Source organism: Pseudomonas sp. AC172 (assembly GCF_979258595.1).
The window spans coordinates 715,418-733,254 of record NZ_OZ409868.1 but is presented as its reverse complement, the minus strand read 5'-3'; the positions used below and the strand labels follow the sequence as shown (position 1 = coordinate 733,254).

General features: G+C 58.1%; 18 protein-coding genes. 6 read left to right on the top strand and 12 right to left on the bottom strand.

The annotated features are described in order from the left end of the window. Positions 1-17 precede the first annotated feature (17 nt). Positions 18-1,076 carry a DUF2066 domain-containing protein gene (locus ACZ0A4_RS03450; RefSeq protein ID WP_463573078.1) on the bottom strand — a complete coding sequence of 353 codons (1,059 nt, stop codon included), beginning with the start codon at positions 1,074-1,076 and terminating at the stop codon, positions 18-20. Positions 1,077-1,449: 373 nt separating this feature from the next. On the opposite strand from ACZ0A4_RS03450, the gene purM reads away from it, so the two are divergent. The 3 genes from purM to ACZ0A4_RS03435 are packed head-to-tail and all read left to right on the top strand — an operon-like array spanning position 1,450 to position 3,880. Beyond that, positions 1,450-2,508, top strand: a complete 1,059-nt coding sequence (gene purM / locus ACZ0A4_RS03445; RefSeq protein ID WP_463573077.1) for a phosphoribosylformylglycinamidine cyclo-ligase — start codon at positions 1,450-1,452, stop codon at positions 2,506-2,508. After that, positions 2,508-3,158 carry a phosphoribosylglycinamide formyltransferase gene (purN, locus tag ACZ0A4_RS03440; RefSeq protein ID WP_463573076.1) on the top strand — a complete coding sequence of 217 codons (651 nt, stop codon included), beginning with the start codon at positions 2,508-2,510 and terminating at the stop codon, positions 3,156-3,158. The genes purM and purN overlap by 1 nt, the downstream gene beginning before the upstream one ends. Before the next feature lie 8 nt (positions 3,159-3,166). Beyond that, positions 3,167-3,880, top strand: coding sequence for a DUF3108 domain-containing protein (locus ACZ0A4_RS03435; protein ID WP_463573075.1), 714 nt, complete (start codon positions 3,167-3,169; stop codon positions 3,878-3,880). 181 nt (positions 3,881-4,061) lie between these two features. Here the strand turns inward: ACZ0A4_RS03435 and ACZ0A4_RS03430 are convergent, their stop codons facing one another. Together ACZ0A4_RS03430 and ACZ0A4_RS03425 are read right to left on the bottom strand one after the other, a co-directional pair. After that, positions 4,062-5,687 (bottom strand): methyl-accepting chemotaxis protein, encoded by a 1,626-nt coding sequence (locus ACZ0A4_RS03430; protein WP_463573073.1) that lies wholly within the window; start codon positions 5,685-5,687, stop codon positions 4,062-4,064. Positions 5,688-5,817: 130 nt separating this feature from the next. Next, complete coding sequence (locus ACZ0A4_RS03425; RefSeq protein WP_463573072.1) at positions 5,818-6,873, bottom strand: amidohydrolase family protein; 1,056 nt, start codon at positions 6,871-6,873, stop codon at positions 5,818-5,820. A gap of 128 nt (positions 6,874-7,001) precedes the next feature. Here ACZ0A4_RS03425 and ACZ0A4_RS03420 point away from each other — a divergent pair, with 128 nt between their 5' ends. Continuing rightward, positions 7,002-7,418, top strand: coding sequence for an OsmC family protein (locus ACZ0A4_RS03420; protein WP_008082948.1), 417 nt, complete (start codon positions 7,002-7,004; stop codon positions 7,416-7,418). 61 nt (positions 7,419-7,479) lie between these two features. Beyond that, the gene (locus tag ACZ0A4_RS03415; protein WP_463573070.1) at positions 7,480-8,346 is read left to right on the top strand and encodes a pirin family protein; all 867 of its coding nucleotides are present in this window, start codon (positions 7,480-7,482) and stop codon (positions 8,344-8,346) included. A gap of 200 nt (positions 8,347-8,546) precedes the next feature. Here the strand turns inward: ACZ0A4_RS03415 and ACZ0A4_RS03410 are convergent, their stop codons facing one another. The 4 genes from ACZ0A4_RS03410 to ACZ0A4_RS03395 all read right to left on the bottom strand — a co-directional run bounded on the left by ACZ0A4_RS03410 (position 8,547) and on the right by ACZ0A4_RS03395 (position 12,256). After that, complete coding sequence (locus tag ACZ0A4_RS03410; protein ID WP_463573069.1) at positions 8,547-9,275, bottom strand: dienelactone hydrolase family protein; 729 nt, start codon at positions 9,273-9,275, stop codon at positions 8,547-8,549. Positions 9,276-9,343: 68 nt separating this feature from the next. After that, on the bottom strand, positions 9,344-11,248 hold the full coding sequence (htpG, locus tag ACZ0A4_RS03405) for a molecular chaperone HtpG (protein WP_463573067.1): 1,905 nt from the start codon (positions 11,246-11,248) through the stop codon (positions 9,344-9,346). A gap of 82 nt (positions 11,249-11,330) precedes the next feature. Next, complete coding sequence (locus ACZ0A4_RS03400) at positions 11,331-11,783, bottom strand: PaaI family thioesterase (protein ID WP_141126769.1); 453 nt, start codon at positions 11,781-11,783, stop codon at positions 11,331-11,333. Next, on the bottom strand, positions 11,783-12,256 hold the full coding sequence (locus tag ACZ0A4_RS03395; RefSeq protein WP_463573065.1) for a PaaI family thioesterase: 474 nt from the start codon (positions 12,254-12,256) through the stop codon (positions 11,783-11,785). The genes ACZ0A4_RS03400 and ACZ0A4_RS03395 overlap by 1 nt, the downstream gene beginning before the upstream one ends. Positions 12,257-12,414: 158 nt before the next feature. Between ACZ0A4_RS03395 and ACZ0A4_RS03390 the strand changes: the two genes are divergently transcribed. Then, positions 12,415-12,651 (top strand): hypothetical protein, encoded by a 237-nt coding sequence (locus ACZ0A4_RS03390; RefSeq protein WP_007959016.1) that lies wholly within the window; start codon positions 12,415-12,417, stop codon positions 12,649-12,651. A 78-nt stretch (positions 12,652-12,729) separates the two neighbouring features. On the opposite strand, the gene ACZ0A4_RS03385 is transcribed toward ACZ0A4_RS03390, so the two are convergent. The 5 genes from ACZ0A4_RS03385 to sucC all read right to left on the bottom strand — a co-directional run bounded on the left by ACZ0A4_RS03385 (position 12,730) and on the right by sucC (position 17,814). After that, on the bottom strand, positions 12,730-13,131 hold the full coding sequence (locus ACZ0A4_RS03385; RefSeq protein WP_463573064.1) for an MAPEG family protein: 402 nt from the start codon (positions 13,129-13,131) through the stop codon (positions 12,730-12,732). Next, positions 13,131-13,868 carry a DUF599 domain-containing protein gene (locus ACZ0A4_RS03380; protein ID WP_095119943.1) on the bottom strand — a complete coding sequence of 246 codons (738 nt, stop codon included), beginning with the start codon at positions 13,866-13,868 and terminating at the stop codon, positions 13,131-13,133. Before ACZ0A4_RS03380 ends, ACZ0A4_RS03385 begins: the two co-directional genes overlap by 1 nt. Before the next feature lie 265 nt (positions 13,869-14,133). After that, on the bottom strand, positions 14,134-15,447 hold the full coding sequence (gene brnQ, locus ACZ0A4_RS03375; RefSeq protein WP_007919876.1) for a branched-chain amino acid transport system II carrier protein: 1,314 nt from the start codon (positions 15,445-15,447) through the stop codon (positions 14,134-14,136). 319 nt (positions 15,448-15,766) lie between these two features. Then, positions 15,767-16,648 (bottom strand): succinate--CoA ligase subunit alpha, encoded by an 882-nt coding sequence (sucD, locus tag ACZ0A4_RS03370; RefSeq protein ID WP_008082972.1) that lies wholly within the window; start codon positions 16,646-16,648, stop codon positions 15,767-15,769. Then, complete coding sequence (gene sucC, locus ACZ0A4_RS03365; RefSeq protein WP_007919879.1) at positions 16,648-17,814, bottom strand: ADP-forming succinate--CoA ligase subunit beta; 1,167 nt, start codon at positions 17,812-17,814, stop codon at positions 16,648-16,650. Before sucC ends, sucD begins: the two co-directional genes overlap by 1 nt. Between the last annotated feature and the right edge of the window lie 23 nt (positions 17,815-17,837).

Genomic DNA, 17,837 nt, shown 5'->3' with positions numbered 1-17,837 from the left:
TCTATATAAGGAAAGACTTACCAGCGAAACCGCAACGACGGTGCTGCCGGGGTCGGGGCTGGCGCCGCGACAGGTGTTGCGCCGCCAGCCACTGGCTGTGGCGCCGTCACCGGGGCGGGTGCTTCGGCCGGCAACTCCTGCAACTTGGCCAGCGACAATTGCGCACGCATCTGATCGGCGCTGCCATTGACCCGATAGACGACGCGATCGCCGTCAACACTTTGCAGACGCACGCCAAACGGTTCGAGTAACCGCAACAGCGCCGCGTAATGCTCCAGATTCATACCTTGCACTTCCAGGGTCTGTTGCCCCGAAGCGCCCGGTTTGGCAACAAACCGTGGCGCCAGCCGCTCGGCCACCGCCAGCATCACCGCGTCCGCGACAGCAGCCTGATCGGCGCCCTGAACGCTGCCTGCCTCTTTCTGATCGCCCAGCCACAAGTGCCATTTGGCCTGCCACTGCCCGCCTTCTTCGCGCGCATGCACCGCCAGCAGGGCGTCAGCGTTGTAGCGCTCGGAGGCACCGCGCAACGGTGCCGGATCGGTGCCTTCCAGCGCTGGCGCAGTGGCAACCAATTGCTCGCTCAGGTCCGCCAGCGGCAAGCGCAATGGCAAGCCGCGATGTTGCGCGGCCGTACGCAACGGCGCAGCAGCGGCCTGACCATCACCAACCAGACTCGACCCTTCAGCCGAATCGTTCAGCCACCAACTCAGGATCGACGGCCGACTGGCGCCCCACAACGATAACCCGGCACGCCGCAGCGCTTGCTCGGTAGTCGCCGGATCGAAATCGACCTTCAGCACCTCCGGCGGCCCGGCATCGAAACCGAATTGACTGATAATTTGCTGCGGGTCCTTGCGAATCGCCGCCAGCCCCGGATTTTGCGGAGCCTTCGGATCGCCAGTCAAACGCAATACCAGCGTGTCGAGCGCCGCTTGCGTGGCGCGATCACGCTCTTCCGGCGCCTGGCCATTGACCGGCTCACGCACTTGATAAAGGCCTTTGAGATTTTCGGCATGACTCGCCAGGCTGATCAGAGACAAACAACCCACAAACAACAATTTACACAAACGCATGGAGAATTCCCGTCGACAGGAGCGGCTGGAACAGGCCGCGTGAACCGGTTAAGCAAGGCTGTGACAATCTGCCAGCACTAAACATTCACACGACAGCGGTAAAATTTTGCACAGTGATAACGATAGACGGTTAATCGCCACACTTTATACAGGCGTTCATATGGCTCAATTGCAAAAAATTTCCGCTGATATGGCCCTGCCCGTCGGTGCGAGGATGGCCGCTGCCCCTCAAGCCTGATAAAATCGCGCGCCTTCGCAGACCGGCAACAGCCGGGCACCTCGAAACTCGCGTGAGGCCATCGCCCCGTCGATTTCGAAGTTCCCGCTGAACTCGGTCGTTACCCCTGAATCCCCTCCCCTAAAGGCCTGGATCATGAGCAAGCAACCCTCCCTGAGCTACAAGGACGCCGGTGTAGACATCGACGCCGGTGAAGCATTGGTCGAACGCATCAAGAGCGTCGCCAAGCGCACTGCGCGCCCGGAAGTCATGGGCGGCCTGGGCGGTTTCGGCGCCCTCTGCGAAATCCCGGCCGGCTACAAGCAGCCCGTGCTGGTTTCCGGCACCGACGGCGTCGGCACCAAGCTGCGTCTGGCGCTGAACCTGAACAAGCACGACAGCATCGGCATCGACCTGGTTGCCATGTGCGTGAACGACCTCGTCGTTTGCGGCGCTGAGCCGCTGTTCTTCCTCGACTACTACGCCACCGGCAAACTCAATGTCGACACCGCTGCCCAGGTAGTGACCGGCATCGGCGCAGGCTGCGAACTGTCGGGTTGCTCCCTGGTTGGCGGCGAAACCGCTGAAATGCCAGGCATGTACGAAGGCGAAGACTACGACCTGGCCGGTTTCTGCGTCGGCGTCGTGGAGAAGTCGGAAATCATCGACGGCTCGAAAGTCGCCACCGGTGACGCGCTGATCGCGCTGCCATCGTCCGGCCCGCACTCCAACGGCTACTCGCTGATCCGCAAGATCATCGAAGTGTCCGGTGCCGACATCGAAAACATCCAGCTCGACGGCAAACCGCTGGCCGACCTGCTGATGGCTCCAACCCGCATCTACGTGAAGCCGCTGCTCAAGCTGATCAAAGACACCGGCGCCGTCAAAGCCATGGCCCACATCACCGGTGGCGGCCTGCTCGACAACATCCCGCGCGTACTGCCAAAAGGCGCTCAGGCGGTGGTTGACGTAGCGAGCTGGACTCGCCCTGCCGTGTTCGACTGGCTGCAGGAAAAAGGCAACGTCGACGAAACCGAAATGCACCGCGTGCTGAACTGCGGCGTCGGCATGGTCATCTGCGTGGCTCAAGAGCACGTAGAAGTAGCCCTGAAAACCCTGCGTGACGCCGGCGAACAGCCTTGGGTCATCGGTCAGATCGCTGCCGCTGCCGAAGGCGCTGCTCAGGTTGATCTGCAGAACCTTAAGGCTCATTAATGTCCGCAACCTGTGATGTCGTGGTGCTGTTGTCCGGCACCGGCAGTAACTTGCAGGCTCTGATCGACAGCACGCGGGCCGGCGACAACCCGGCCCGCATCGCTGCAGTGATTTCCAATCGCGCCGACGCCTACGGCCTGCAACGCGCCAGTGATGCGGGTATCGCGACTCGCTCGCTGGATCACAAGGCATTCGAAGGTCGCGAGGCCTTCGATGCTGCTCTGATCGATCTGATCGATGAATTCCAACCGAAACTTGTGGTGCTGGCCGGCTTCATGCGCATTCTCAGCGCTGATTTCGTTCGCCACTACCAAGGTCGCCTGCTCAACATCCACCCGTCGCTGCTGCCCAAATACAAAGGGTTACACACTCATCAGCGCGCGCTGGAGGCCGGTGACACCGAGCACGGCTGCTCCGTGCATTTCGTCACCGAGGAACTCGATGGCGGACCACTGGTCGTACAGGCAGTATTACCGGTAGAGTTGCACGACACGCCGCACAGTCTCGCGCAGCGAGTCCACGTTCAGGAACACCTGATCTACCCGATGGCAGTGCGCTGGTTTGCCGAAGGCAGACTGGCACTCGGTGAACACGGTGCTTTACTGGATGGCCAGTTACTCGCGGCCAGCGGCCACTTGATTCGACACTAGGAGATATTATGCGTCGCGCCCTGCTCTTCGCTTGCGCTCTGCTCGCCCTGCCCTTCGCGCAGGCAGCGGAACTTCAACCGTTCTCCGCCAGCTACACCGCCGACTGGAAGCAGTTGCCCATGAGCGGCACCGCCGAGCGCAGTCTGGTAAAGGAAGCCAACGGCGTCTGGAAGCTCAGCTTCAAGGCTTCGATGATGATCGCCAGCCTGACTGAAGAAAGCACCCTGACCCTGGACAAGGACACCTTGCTACCGCAGTCCTACCACTTCGAACGTGGCGGTCTGGGCAAAGCGAAAAAGGCTGATCTGGATTTCGACTGGAACAGCAAGATGGTCACCGGCACCGATCGTGGCGATGCGGTGAAGATCCCGCTGAACCGCGGCATGGTCGACAAGTCCACCTATCAACTGGCGCTGCAACATGATGTGGCTGCCGGCAAGAAGACCATGAGCTATCAAGTGGTCGATGACGGCGAAGTCGATACTTATGACTTCCGCGTACTGGGTTCGGAAAAAGTCGAAACCAAGGCTGGCAAGATCGACGCGATCAAGGTCGAGCGCGTACGCGACCCGACACAAAGCAAGCGCATCACCGTCCTGTGGTTCGCCAAGGACTGGGATTACCTGCTGGTTCGTCTGCAACAGGTTGAAACCGACGGTAAGGAGTACAACATCATGCTCCAGGACGGCATGGTCAACGGCAAAACCGTTAAAGGCAGCTGATCCGCCGCAAGAACAAAGAGCCTCGCGAAAAGCGGGGCTTTTTTTCGCCTGCGATTTCTGCAGCACCACCAGCCAATGTGGGAGCGAGCCTGCTCGCGAAAGCGGAGTGTCAGCCTCTGAAAAGGTTGACTGATCGGACGCCTTCGCGAGCAGGCTCGCTCCCACAGGGTTCAGTGCTAATTCAGACAGAAAACCTGGCGACCATACTGTTCAAATCCACCGCCAACCGCGACAACTCCTGACTCGCCGCACTCGTCTGATTCGCCCCCGCCGAGGTCTGCATCGCCAGATCACGAATATTCATCAGATTACGATCCACTTCCCGCGCCACCGCTGCCTGCTCCTCAGAGGCACTGGCGATCACCAGATTGCGCTCATTGATCAGCGTGAACGCCGAGGCGATCTCTTCAAGTGCAGTCCCGGCAGCCTTGGCCAACTCCAGTGTCGAACGCGCCCGCACATTACTCTGCTGCATTGAACTGACCGCCGAATCGGTGCCCTGCTGAATGCCGCCAATCATCTGCTCGATCTCTTGCGTCGATTGCTGCGTGCGATGCGCCAGTGCGCGCACTTCATCGGCCACCACCGCAAACCCGCGCCCGGCATCCCCAGCCCGCGCGGCCTCAATCGCAGCATTAAGCGCCAGCAAATTGGTCTGCTCGGCAATCGAACGAATCACATCCAGCACTTTGCTGATGCTGTAGACCTTCTTCGCCAGATCTTCCACCTGACTCGCATTGGCTGTCACATCATCGGCGAGCGATTCGATGGACAAAACCGTTTGATGCACCTGTTCGCGACCATGCTGGGCGATGCGGTCAGATTCACGAGAGGCCTCGGAGGTCGCCACGGCATTGCTTGCCACCTCCTCCACCGCTGCCGTCATCTGATTAACCGCTGTAGCCGCTTGCTCGATTTCCAGACTCTGCTGGTGCAAACCGCGCGTAGCGTCTTCCGTAACGCAACTCAGCTCTTCCGACGCCGATGCCAATTGACTGGAGGACTCGGAGATTTGCCGAATCGTGTCGCGCAGGTTGTGTTGCATGCTCTTGAGCGCCTGCAGCAGTCGCGCCGGCTCATCCTTGCCGGTGATGTTGATATCGCCGGTCAGATCACCACCGGCCACCACTTCGGCGACACCCAACGACTGCGCCAGCGGCAGCACGATGCTGCGCGTCAGCAACAGGGCCAGGCCAATGGTGATCAGCGCGGTAACGCCGATCATCACCCCGACCCACACCCGCGAATTCATAAACACCAGCCGCGCTGCTTCAGTGGCGAGATTGGCATTGTGTTTATTCAGCTCAACCAGTTCGCGCAAAAGCACTGCAATTTCATCGGCCAGCGGACTCATCTGGCCGTTGAGGATGGTCGCAGCCTCTTCAACGCGATTCTGCGCAGACAACTGCATGACCTGCGCCTGAAACTCCAGATACTGGTGCTCGGCAACTTTGAAGCGATCAAACAGCTTGCGCTCTTCGGGCAGTACGATCAGCACGTCGTAACGCTGCTGAGCCTCACTTAGCACCCCGCGCAGCTCATTGAGTTTGACGACATTCTGCTCCAGCGCCTGTGGATCGCGGTTGAGCAACAGGCGCATGGTCAGCGCGCGCAGGCGCAACATGTCCTGACTCATCTCGCCGACAGCCATCACGCTGGGCAGCCAATTGTTGTCGACCTCGTCGGACTGCGCGCGCATGTTCGACATTTGCAGCAAGGCGAACGCCCCGAGGGCAAACACCATCAGCGCCAACAGCCCAAAACCGAGGCCGGCGCGCGGGGCAATATTGAGACTACGGATACTCATTGCTCTGGTTCCTTCCAAAAGCGCTGCATCAACCCTGCAGCTGGTTGCTTAAGAAGGTATCGGCCCGGTGAAAATTTGCGTAAGACCAAAACGTGATATCAAAAGGCCTTAATACTCCGAACCGTCGGCATTAACGATTCAGCGTGGTTTTGCCGGACTTGAGCTCCGTTCGCGGCAAGATCGCCAGGAAGTTATCTCTGGCGACTTTTTTAGCAACACCTTCAGGCAGCGCATCAAGGAACGGTTTAAAACTGTGCATTTCCTCACCGAGCTTGTTGAAACGCCCTACCACGTCAGAGCCGAGCATAAAGCGCTCGGGGTATTTCTCGACCAGTGCCAACCATTCCGGGCGCGGCTTGCCCTGCTCATCCAGCAAGTACGGCGTGAGCATGCTCCATGACAGATCGATGAACAGATTCGGATACGCCTCAAGCATGCGGGTCAGGGTTGGCAGCAAGAACTTCAGTTGCGTTTGATGGCGATGGATTTCAGCGCTGGTGCCGGCGTGGGCCCAGATGAATCGCGTGTGCGGGTGATTACGCAGCGGCTCTTCGATTTCCTTCAGGTACAGCGGGTTTTTCTCACGCTTGGAAGTGATGTTGGAATGCAACATCACCGGCAGATCGTTCTCGGCTGCCAAGTGATAGATCTTGGTCATGGCTTCGTTGTTGGCGCGCGGCGTGTCGCCGGACGTCAGCGCCGTGAGGTCATCATGCCGAGTGAACACCTCGCCAATGCCCTGCCAAAGCCCCGGATACAGATCGAGCATGCGCTGGATATGTGCGGCGGAGTTCTTGTCGTTGGGGTTGAAACCCGAGAGGAAGGGATGAAAGTACGGGCGCTGCTCGGCTGACAGCTTTTGCACCGCATCGGCAACAATCACGTCGGTTGCGCTGTACCAATAGGCATCGGCGTCATCCCCGGCGTAATAACGCGGACGCTTGGGTTCGTCCTCGTGCCATTTTTTCGCCACGGGAATCCCGGAAATCATTACATGCTCGACGGACCCGTCCTTCATTGCCGTCAGCAGTTTCGCCATGCCTGCACTTTCCTGAAAAAAATCCACGTAATGCAGGTGCGCATCGCTGTAGGTGTATTCGCGGGCGCTGGCACTGCCGGCAAGCAGCAGAAGGCAGGCAAGACTCAAACGATACAGGGACACAAGTAATCTCCGGGAAGTAGGCATAGCCTAGACCCCGCCCTGACGACAAGGGTTCATCCCGCAGGAAAGTGGAACGCGTACCGGTGGGAATGCTCTATAACTGCAAGATCTTGTTTGATCGAACGACTTTTCCTACTGCCTGCGAGGTTCCCATGACTGTTACCGTCAATACCGTCTCCGCTGAAGGTTTTCGTCACACCGTACAGATTGATGATCACGAATTGTTTGCCGACGTACCGAAATCCGCCGGCGGCGAAGGCTCGGCGCCTGAGCCGCACGATTACTTCGACGCCGCGCTCGGCGCCTGTAAAGCGCTGACCCTGAAGATGTACGCAAAGAAAAAAGACATCCCGCTGACCGGCGTCGGTGTCGACGTCAAACGCGACAACAGCGAAGAACAAAAAGGCAAATACGTCTTGCACGTCACCCTCACCCTGAAAGGCGTACTCACCGATGCTCAGCGTGAGGAACTGCTGCGAGTCGCCGACCGCTGCCCGATCCACAAACTGATGACCACCAGCGAAGTCACCATCGAAACCCACGCCCCGCAAGGCTTTGATAGCCAGTAATCCTCCTCATGCCAGCGGCGGGTTATGCTTCTGGCATCACCCGCTCAGCCTGGAATGCACCATGGACACGCAACCTCTGATCATCCGCCCGCGCGCCGAAGACGTCGAAGGCCAACCGATTCTGCGCCCGCTGCCGTCAGCCAAATGCCGCAGCGTCGGGCCTTTCGTGTTTTTTGATCACATGCTCGAGACGGTATATCCGACGGGCAAAGGCATGAACATCCGACAGCATCCGCACATTGGTCTGTCGACCCTCACGTACTTGTTTGAAGGCCAGCTCCAGCACAAGGACAGCCTTGGCTCGGATCAGGTGGTCAGCGCTGGCGACGTCAGCTGGATGACCGCTGGCAGCGCGATTGCTCACGTTGAACGCACGCCTGAGCCGTTGTGGGACAAAAGCTTCACGATGCACGGTTTACAGATCTGGCTGGCATCACCCAGGGATCATGAACAAGGTCCGGGGCATTACAGCCATCACCCGGCAGCGACATTGCCGATCAGCGACAACCTTGGCGTACAGATCCGCATGATTGCCGGGTCAGGCTTTTGCCTGGAATCGCCGGTGCCGGTGCTTTCTCCTACGCTGTATGCGGAAGTGAAGATGCAAACGGCGACCACTCTGCTGATTCCGACCGAGCATGAAGAGCGGGCGGTGTATGTGTTGAGTGGAGATGCGCAATTGAATGGCGAGGCGATTGAGCCGCATGCACTGGTGGTATTGCCGGCCGGGGAAGAAATGAGCCTGTTTGCCGAAAGCGATGTGCACGCGGTGGTATTTGGCGGCGCGCCGTTGGATGGGCCTCGGCGGATCAACTGGAATTTTGTCGCGAGTGATCCGGCGGCGATCGATGAAGCGCGGCGCAAATGGGCGGCCGGGGAATGGCCGACGGTGCCGGGGGAAGTTGAGCGGATCGAGTTGCCCCGCTGAAGAGCTACCCTCACCCCAGCCCTCTCCCGGAGGGAGAGGGGGCCGACCGAGGTGTCTTGCGTCACCCATCGATCTGAAAAGTCTTGGCGATTATGGATTCACCAAGACACTTTCAGGTCGGCGTAACCCTCAAGCCCCCCCAATCAGTCCCCTCTCCCTTTGGGAGAGGGCTAGGGTGAGGGGGTTTTGCTTTTCAGGCTTCAGCCCTTGAACACTTCATCCAGCAAATCATGCATCGACTTGAACGCGCGCTTGGCGGTCTTCGCGTCGTACATCATCTTGCCCGGCACATTCGCATGCGGATCAGTAAACGAGTGCACAGCACCGCCGTAGCTCAGCAACTGCCAATCGACCTTCGCCGCATTCATCTCGTCTTCAAACGCCGGCAATTGATCTTTAGGCACCAACGGGTCGGCAGCACCGTGCAGCACCAGCACCGAGCCCTTGATGTTCTGCGCATCGGCCGGGTTCGGCGAATCCAGCGTGCCATGGAACGACACCGCCGCCTTCACCGGCGCCCCCGTGCGAGCCAGATCCAGCGCACAGCAACCGCCAAAGCAGAAACCGAACACTGCCAGTTTTGACGTATCAACCGTTGCTTCACCCTGCTTCTGCAACTGCTCAAACGCCGCCTGCATACGCTTGCGCAGTAACGCACGATCATCCTTCAACGGCATCATCGCCGCGCCCGCCTGATCAGCATTCTGCGGACGCACCGCCTGACCGTAGACGTCAGCAATCAACACCACGTAGCCCTTGGCCGCGACCGATTTGGCGATTTCTTCTGCACCGGCGCTGACGCCCATCCAGTTCGGCGCCATCAACAAACCCGGACGCGCGCCTTTGTGTTCGGCGTCGAACGCCAGACGACCTTCATAAGGTTGGCCGTCAATCTGATAGACCACGGAACGTACAGTGACTTGGCTCATTTCTGACTCCTGATTTGTTAAACACCAGAATGAAAAAACCCGCCGAAGCGGGTTTTTCTACAACGTGATCAAGCTGACAGTTCAACCAGCAGCTTGTTCAGACGGCGCACGTAGGCGGCCGGGTCTTTCAAGCTGTCGCCGGCAGCAAGCGCTGCCTGATCGAAGAGGATGTGCGACAGGTCGCCAAAACGCTCTTCGCTCTGCTCGCCGTCGAGTTTCTCGATCAGCGGGTGGCTCGGGTTGAATTCGAAAATCGGCTTCGAGTCCGGCACTTTCTGCCCGCTGGCTTCGAGGATCTGACGCATTTGCAGACCCAGATCCTGCTCGCCGATGGCCAGGATGGCCGGCGAATCGGTCAGACGATGCGATACGCGGACTTCCGCCACAGAATCGCCCAGCGCGGTTTTCAGACGCTCGACCAGACCTTCTTTGGACTTGGCGACTTCTTCCGCGGCTTTCTTGTCCTCTTCCGAGTCCAGATTGCCCAGATCGAGGTCACCGCGTGCCACGTCAACGAAAGTCTTGCCGTCGAATTCGCTGAGGTAGCTCATCAGCCACTCGTCGATACGATCGGTCAGCAGCAACACTTCGATGCCTTTCTTGCGGAAGACTTCCAGGTGCGGGCTGTTCTTGACCTGCGCGTAGGTTTCGCCGGTGAGATAGTAAATCTTGTCCTGACCTTCCTTGGCGCGTGCCAGGTAGTCGGCCAGACCAACGATCTGCTCGCCGTCGTCGCCGTTGGTCGATGCGAAACGCAGCAGACCGGCAATTTTCTCTTTGTTGGCGAAGTCTTCAGCCGGGCCTTCTTTCATGACCTGACCGAAATTCTTCCAGAAGCCTTTGTATTGCTCAGGCTCGTTTTTCGCCAGCTTTTCCAGCATGTCGAGCACGCGCTTGGTCAGCGCGGTTTTCATCGAATCGATGATCGGGTCTTTCTGCAGGATCTCACGCGACACGTTCAGCGACAGGTCATTGGAATCGACCACGCCTTTGATGAAGCGCAGGTACAGCGGCAGGAACGACTCCGCCTGATCCATCACGAACACGCGCTGCACGTACAGCTTCAGGCCTTTCGGCGCTTCACGCTGGTACAAGTCGAACGGTGCGCGGGCCGGCACGTACAGCAGCGAGCTGTATTCAAGCTTGCCTTCAACTTTGTTGTGGCTCCAGGCCAGCGGGTTTTCAAAGTCGTGAGCGATGTGCTTGTAGAACTCCTGGTATTCCTCGTCCTTCACTTCAGTGCGCGGACGGGTCCACAGGGCGCTGGCGCGGTTGACGGTTTCCCATTCAACGGCTGGAACCTCTTCGCCTTCGGCAGCTGCAGCTTCTTTCGGCAGCTCGATCGGCAAAGCGATGTGGTCGGAGTACTTCTTGATGATGTTGCGCAGACGCCAGCCATCGGCGAACTCGTCTTCCGCAGCCTTCAGGTGCAGAACGATACGGGTGCCGCGCTCTGGTTTGTCGATGGTGGCGACTTCGAACTCACCCTCGCCTTTCGACGACCAGTGCACGCCTTCGCTGGCTGGGGTGCCGGCGCGACGGGAATACACGTCAACCTGGTCGGCAACGATGAAGGCGGAGTAGAAGCCCACACCGAATTGACCGATCAGGTGCGAATCTTTTTTCTGATCGCCCGAGAGATTCTTCATGAAATCAGCGGTGCCCGACTTGGCGATGGTACCCAAATGGGTGATCACATCGTCACGGTTCATGCCGATACCGTTGTCTTCGAGGGTGACGGTCTTGGCGTCCTTGTCGAAGCTCACACGGATTTTCAGATCAGCGCCACCTTCGAGCAATTCTGGCTTGGCCAGGGCTTCGAAGCGCAGCTTGTCGACAGCGTCAGAGGCGTTCGAGATCAATTCGCGAAGGAAAATTTCCTTGTTGGAATACAGCGAATGGATCATGAGGTGCAGCAGCTGCTTTACCTCGGTCTGGAAGCCCAGGGTTTCCTTTTGAGTTTCCACACTCATGGTCATCAAACTCCAATCAGATGGCAGTGGCCGCGACCCGAAATGGTCGGCGGCGGGTTGTCTTGTGAGTTTGGGGCGCTGTTCAGGATTTCAAGGGCTCATCGATTTTGAAGTGCGCGCGAGCGGTGGCAATCGGTTCGCTTTCGGTGCTTTGCCAGGCGGTGATGGCGACGTTGGCGACGCGACGCCCCTGGCGACAGACCTGACACTTGGCCCAGGTATCGCGGAACTGCCCGGCGCGCAGGTAGTCGAGAGAGAAATCGATGATCTTCGGCACACCCGGCGTTTCGGTGAAAATCAGCAGATGCAGGGCGGCGGCCAACTCCATGAACCCGGCAATGACACCACCGTGAATTGCCGGCAATAAAGGGTTACCAATGTTGTCCTTGTTCGCCGGCAACTTGAACAACAGTTCATCGCCGACTCGCGAGCACTCAATGCCGATCAGCCCGGCGTAGGGAATCAACTGCAACAGCGGCGCGTAGTCGCCCTGAGCGTGAGCCTGCTGCAACTGCTGCTTTAGGTCGTCGCTCATTACCCTTCTCCTTTGATTGCGCCGCCAAAGCCTTTGGTGCCTTTGAGGCCCTTGCCCATGCGCATGAACGTCCCGACCACATGGGCGATCGGGTGCTCGGGATCGTCCTGATAGGCGAAACCGCGAGCGAAGATCACGTCGGTGGTCACGCGGTAGCACTGGGCGAAGCCATACACATCCTTATCGGGTTCGGCGGCATGCATGTAGTCGATGCGCAAGTCGAGCGTCGGGCAGACCTCGAATTCCGGCAAAACGCACAGCGTGGACATTCCGCAGGCGGTATCCATCAACGAAGTAATTGCGCCGCCGTGGATCACGCCGGTCTGTGGATTACCGACGATTTTGGTGCTGTACGGAAGGATCACCGTAAGCCCTTCGCTGGACGCGCTGTGCACGCGCAATCCAAGTACCTGACAGTGTCGCAGCGCGGAGAGAAACCGCGTCGCGCGCTCAAAAACGGGGTTTTCGGCCATTTGATAATTACTCTCGTTAGAGCCCTTTGCCAGTAGTAAGGAATACAGCAAAAGTTCCGCTTAAAAACAAACTTATATATCTGAAAGAAATGAGGAACTTAACCCTCAGCGCCAAGCTCTTAAGGCCAGTAGTTATTTTCCATAAGGAGAAACACCCCATGCGTAAGACTTTAGCTATTGCCTTGATGTTGACCGCTTCCCTCGGTCTCGCTGCCTGCGATAAAAAATCCGAGGACAAAGCTCAAGATGCCAACCAACATGCTGAACAAGCTCAGCAAGACATGAACAAAGCTCAGGATAAAGTGAACGACGCTGCGAAAGAAAACGCCGAAGCTGCCAAAGCTCAGGCTGAATCGAACGCCGCTGCTCAAGAAGAAGCTGCCAAGAAGCAATAATCCGCTTTTTGCTGCAGAAAAAAGAAAACCCGCCAAGTGCGGGTTTTCTTTTGCCTGTCATTTAACGCCTGCTGCGCCTTAGAGCAACACAGTTCTAAAAGTCGGACTAATCATCAACAACAACGAACACACTAAGCCGACGAACCAGACCAGGCTGCGCAACGACGGCTGATCAGCCAGGTAAAGCCACAAGTAGAAAATCCGCGCGATCACAAAGATGATCGCCAATGTATCGATCAGCCAGCCCGCCGTTTGTGTGGTGTGCGCCATCAGCACACCGACCGCAAACAATATGAACGCTTCGATACTGTTCTGGTGAGCCGCCAGCGCCCGTGCGCCGTAGCCGGTCAATTGCGCCTGTTGCTGACGCGGCAGGTGATTGTTGTAACCGCCCTGCTCTTTCATGGCCTTGGCCACGGGCATACGCGCGACGTAGATCAGCAACGCACTAATAAACACACACCAGAACGGAATACTCATCAAGCAGCCTCTTTGTTCGCCTCGGGAATGGGCGCCTCTGTAGGGGTATAGACCATGACATCGAGAACGTCGGAATGAAACTCGCGGCGATACAGGACCAATACCACGCCGGCGCTCATCAACATGAACAGCCATGGGCTGACGAACCACGCGAGCATGGTCATGCCGAAGTAATAGGAGCGCAGACCGAAGTTGAACTGGTTGGCCGCCATCGAAATCACCCGTGCTGCCCGTGCCGCGAACGCCTTACGCTCCTGCTCGGAGACATGGCGCTCACCGATCATCGGCGCCGAGCCGACCAGCACAGCCGCGAAGTTGTACTGACGCATGCACCAACTGAAGGTGAAGAACGCGTAGACAAACACCATCGCCAGACACAGCAATTTGATTTCCGACATGCCCTGCGACGCCTGTTGCACCATCGGAATATCCGCCAACAACGATACCGCGCGCTCGGACGCGCCAAGCACGGTGAGAATGCCGGCGAGAATAATCAGCGTGCTTGAGGCAAAGAATGAGGCGTTGCGCTCAAGATTACCGATCACGCTGGCGTCGGCGATGCGGTTGTCACGCAGCAACATGCGGCGCATCCAGTCTTCGCGGTACAGGTGCAGCACGCTCGCCAGACAGGCTGTATCGCGTCCCTTCCAGGAGGCATAACGGGTATAACCGCCCCAGCATATGACAAACCAGACGGCCGCGAGCAGGTGGATAAGGTTGGCTTGGATGAACGACATGCAATTCCCTGTGAGGTGTGTACACGCACTGTTTACTTGTGGGAGCGAGCCTGCTCGCGAAAGCGGTGTGTCAGCCGCCATCAATGTTGCGCGATACGCCGCTTTCGCGAGCAGGCTCGCTCCCACATTGAGATTTCGGCAACCCTTCGACGTTAGCTCAGGGAAAAAGACACTGCCTGACGCGCATAAAAAATGCCCCGTATCGATTGATACGGGGCATTTCTGTTTAAGCGTTGAAGACCCGCTTATGGCGGGTCACGCAACATCAGGCAACCGCTTCGCTGCGTTTACCCAGCATGCGATCGCAAACAACCGCAACCACCAGGGTCATCACGCACGGCACCAGCCACGCGAGCCCCTGCTCGCTCAGCGGCAGGTGGGACAACTGCGATGGCATCCAGCCGGCCAGACCGGCGCCTTTCAGCGCGTCAATGGTGCCGAAGATGAACGACACCAGCATCACCGGGCCGAGAATCCGGCCATGCTCATGCCAGAAGTCTTTGCAGAAGCTCAGCGCGACCAGAACGATGCATGGCGGGTAGATCGCCGTGAGCACCGGAATCGAAAACGCAATCAGCTTGGTCAGGCCCAGGTTGGACACCAGCAGCGAGAACGCCGCCAGAATGATCACCAGGGTCTTGTAGGACAGTGGCAGCACACGGCTGAAGTATTCAGCGCAAGCACAGGTCAGGCCGACCGCTGTCACCAGACACGCCAGCGAGATCAGCACCGCGAGGAAACCGCTGCCCAGCGAACCGAAGGTGTGTTGCACATACGCGTGCAATACCGCCGCGCCATTGGTCGCGCCCGCTGCTACTTCGTGGCTGCCGGAACCAAGACGGAACAGGCTGACATAGACCAGCGCCAGACCGACACCGGCAATCAGACCAGCGATGATCGCGTAACGGGTGATCAGCGCCGGCGACTCGACGCCACGGGAGCGAATCGCGTTAACGATGACGATGCCGAACACCAGTGCACCCAAGGTGTCCATGGTCAGGTAACCATTGATAAAGCCTTGGGAGAACGGTGCCGCCACGTACTCCGGCGTGCCGTGACCGATGTCACCGGCCGGCAAGGCGAATGCAGCGATACCCAGCACTGCCAGCGCGATGATCTTCAACGGCGCGAGGAAGCGGCCAACAGTGTCCAGCAAACGCCCTGGGTAGAGCGAAATGAAGAACACCAGCAGGAAGTAAACCGAGCTATAGAGGAACAGTGCCAACGGGCTTTCGCCTGTCAATGGCGCCAGACCGACTTCAAAGGACACAGTCGCCGTACGCGGGGTGGCGAACAGCGGGCCGACCGCCAGATAGCAAGCCGCAGCCAGAATGCCGCCGGCGATCTTGCCGATCGGACTGCTCAGCGCATCCATTGCCCCACCGACCTTGGCCAGTGCAACGACAGTGATCACCGGCAAACCCACCGCAGTGATCAGGAAGCCCAGCGCGGCCATCCAGACGTGAGGTCCGGCCTGCAAGCCAACGATCGGCGGGAAAATAATGTTGCCAGCCCCGACGAACAGGGCAAACGTCATAAAACCAAGTGCCAGGATGTCCTGACCTTTCAAAACTTTCATTAAGGTAATACCACACTACTGAATCGGAATTTAGAGGGGGATTGCCCTGTGTAATTAGGGAAATGCTGTCGATCCGTATGGGACTGACCCTTAAAGCGCGTTGCATGCCTTGTGGGCGGCAGACGCAAAAATGGCTGCTAGCCTAACGAATTTGACTTACAAACGCACTGTTAGAGGGCGAACTATCCGATACGCGACGTTTCCGTGTCGCGTTTTTGCATGTAATTGGGCGAAAGCCTATAAATCAGCGAATGCCAGAAACGACAAAGGCCACCCGAAGGTGGCCTTTGTTAGGTAAAGCGTCAGCTAAGCGCGAGGCTTACTTGACAGCCCAACCAGTCAGCTCGGCCAGGGCCTTGCCGATGTCTGCCAGCGAACGCACGGTTTTAACGCCTGCGTCTTGCAGAGCAGCGAATTTCTCGTCTGCAGTGCCTTTGCCGCCAGAGATGATTGCGCCAGCATGGCCCATGCGCTTGCCCGGAGGAGCAGTCACACCAGCGATGTAGGAAACAACCGGCTTGGTCACGTGTGCCTTGATGTAGGCAGCCGCTTCTTCTTCAGCCGAACCGCCGATCTCGCCGATCATGACGATCGCTTCGGTCTTCGGGTCTTCCTGGAACAGCTTCAGGATGTCGATGAAGTTCGAACCCGGGATCGGGTCACCACCGATGCCGACGCAAGTCGACTGACCGAAACCGGCGTCAGTAGTTTGCTTGACAGCTTCGTAGGTCAGGGTGCCGGAACGCGAAACGATACCGACCTTGCCTGGCAAGTGAATGTGACCTGGCATGATGCCGATCTTGCACTCGCCCGGAGTGATAACGCCTGGGCAGTTAGGGCCGATCAGGACTACGCCCAGCTCGTCGCACTTAACTTTAGCGTCCAGCATGTCCAGGGTAGGAATGCCTTCGGTGATGCAAACGATCAGCTTGATGCCGCCGAATGCCGCTTCCAGGATCGAATCCTTGCAGAAAGGAGCCGGAACGTAGATCACGCTGGCGGTAGCGCCAGTGGCTTCTACTGCGTCTTTGACGGTGTTGAACACTGGCAGACCCAGGTGCTCGGTGCCGCCTTTGCCAGGAGTAACGCCACCAACCATCTTGGTGCCGTATTCGATGGCTTGCTGGGTGTGGAAACTACCTTGCGAACCGGTAATACCCTGGCAGATAACTTTGGTGTCTTTATTGATCAGGACGCTCATTATTTGCCCTCCGCAGCTTTGACAACTTGTTGAGCAGCGTCGGTCAGGCTGGTAGCAGCGATGATGTTCAAACCGCTTTCTGCCAGTACTTTAGCGCCCAGCTCAGCGTTGTTGCCTTCAAGGCGAACAACAACCGGGATTTTCACGCCGACTTCTTTCACAGCGCCGATGATGCCTTCGGCAATCATGTCGCAGCGAACGATGCCGCCGAAGATGTTGACCAGTACTGCCGCGACGTTGGTGTCGGACAGGATGATCTTGAACGCTTCAGTTACGCGCTCTTTGGTAGCGCCACCACCTACGTCGAGGAAGTTGGCTGGCTTGCCGCCATGCAGGTTGACGATGTCCATGGTACCCATGGCCAGGCCAGCACCGTTGACCATGCAGCCGATGTTGCCTTCCAGTGCCACGTAGTTCAGTTCGAACTTGGCAGCGTGCGCTTCGCGCGGATCGTCTTGCGACGGATCGTGGAAAGTCTTCAGCTTAGGCTGACGGTACATTGCGTTGGCGTCGATGTTGATCTTGGCGTCCAGGCAGTGCAGATCGCCGTCAGCCTTGATCACCAGCGGGTTCACTTCCAGCAGAGCCAGGTCGTGATCCTTGAACAGCTTGGCCAGACCTACGAAGATCTTGGCGAACTGAGCAACCTGCTTGCCTTCCAGACCCAGCTGGAATGCCAGCTCGCGACCCTGGAATGGCTGAGCGCCAACCAGTGGATCGATAGTGGCCTTGAGAATTTTTTCTGGAGTGTCGTGAGCGATTTTCTCGATGTCCACGCCACCTTCGGTGGAAGCCATGAACACGATGCGACGGCTCGAACGGTCAACGACAGCGCCCAGGTACAGCTCTTTAGCGATATCAGTGCACGATTCAACCAGGATCTTGGTGACTGGCTGGCCATTGGCGTCAGTCTGGTAAGTCACCAGACGCTTGCCCAGCCACTGCTGTGCGAAGGCTTTGGCGTCTTCTTTGCTGCGAACCAGCTTGACGCCGCCCGCTTTACCGCGACCACCGGCGTGGACCTGGGCTTTGACAACCCACTCGCTGCCGCCGATTTTGTCGCAAGCTTCTGCTGCTGCTTCCGGGGTGTCTACTGCGTAACCAGTGGAAACTGGCAGGCCGTATTCAGCGAACAGCTGCTTACCCTGATACTCGTGAAGATTCATGCTTTTTACCGTCTTCGTTAGGT

Excerpts from the sequence above, each read along its gene's own strand:
- ACZ0A4_RS03400 (WP_141126769.1), bottom strand. The coding sequence starts at position 11,783 with ATGAGCGACGACCTAAAGCAGCAGTTGCAGCAGGCTCACGCTCAGGGC.
- ACZ0A4_RS03380 (WP_095119943.1), bottom strand. The coding sequence starts at position 13,868 with ATGTCGTTCATCCAAGCCAACCTTATCCACCTGCTCGCGGCCGTCTGG.
- ACZ0A4_RS03410 (WP_463573069.1), bottom strand. The coding sequence starts at position 9,275 with ATGAGCCAAGTCACTGTACGTTCCGTGGTCTATCAGATTGACGGCCAA.
- sucC (WP_007919879.1), bottom strand. The coding sequence starts at position 17,814 with ATGAATCTTCACGAGTATCAGGGTAAGCAGCTGTTCGCTGAATACGGC.
- ACZ0A4_RS03390 (WP_007959016.1), top strand. The coding sequence starts at position 12,415 with ATGCGTAAGACTTTAGCTATTGCCTTGATGTTGACCGCTTCCCTCGGT.
- brnQ (WP_007919876.1), bottom strand. The coding sequence starts at position 15,447 with ATGAAAGTTTTGAAAGGTCAGGACATCCTGGCACTTGGTTTTATGACG.
- htpG (WP_463573067.1), bottom strand. The coding sequence starts at position 11,248 with ATGAGTGTGGAAACTCAAAAGGAAACCCTGGGCTTCCAGACCGAGGTA.
- ACZ0A4_RS03425 (WP_463573072.1), bottom strand. The coding sequence starts at position 6,873 with ATGCCTACTTCCCGGAGATTACTTGTGTCCCTGTATCGTTTGAGTCTT.
- purN (WP_463573076.1), top strand. The coding sequence starts at position 2,508 with ATGTCCGCAACCTGTGATGTCGTGGTGCTGTTGTCCGGCACCGGCAGT.
- ACZ0A4_RS03430 (WP_463573073.1), bottom strand. The coding sequence starts at position 5,687 with ATGAGTATCCGTAGTCTCAATATTGCCCCGCGCGCCGGCCTCGGTTTT.
- ACZ0A4_RS03395 (WP_463573065.1), bottom strand. The coding sequence starts at position 12,256 with ATGGCCGAAAACCCCGTTTTTGAGCGCGCGACGCGGTTTCTCTCCGCG.
- ACZ0A4_RS03420 (WP_008082948.1), top strand. The coding sequence starts at position 7,002 with ATGACTGTTACCGTCAATACCGTCTCCGCTGAAGGTTTTCGTCACACC.
- purM (WP_463573077.1), top strand. The coding sequence starts at position 1,450 with ATGAGCAAGCAACCCTCCCTGAGCTACAAGGACGCCGGTGTAGACATC.
- ACZ0A4_RS03415 (WP_463573070.1), top strand. The coding sequence starts at position 7,480 with ATGGACACGCAACCTCTGATCATCCGCCCGCGCGCCGAAGACGTCGAA.
- ACZ0A4_RS03385 (WP_463573064.1), bottom strand. The coding sequence starts at position 13,131 with ATGAGTATTCCGTTCTGGTGTGTGTTTATTAGTGCGTTGCTGATCTAC.
- ACZ0A4_RS03435 (WP_463573075.1), top strand. The coding sequence starts at position 3,167 with ATGCGTCGCGCCCTGCTCTTCGCTTGCGCTCTGCTCGCCCTGCCCTTC.
- ACZ0A4_RS03450 (WP_463573078.1), bottom strand. The coding sequence starts at position 1,076 with ATGCGTTTGTGTAAATTGTTGTTTGTGGGTTGTTTGTCTCTGATCAGC.
- sucD (WP_008082972.1), bottom strand. The coding sequence starts at position 16,648 with ATGAGCGTCCTGATCAATAAAGACACCAAAGTTATCTGCCAGGGTATT.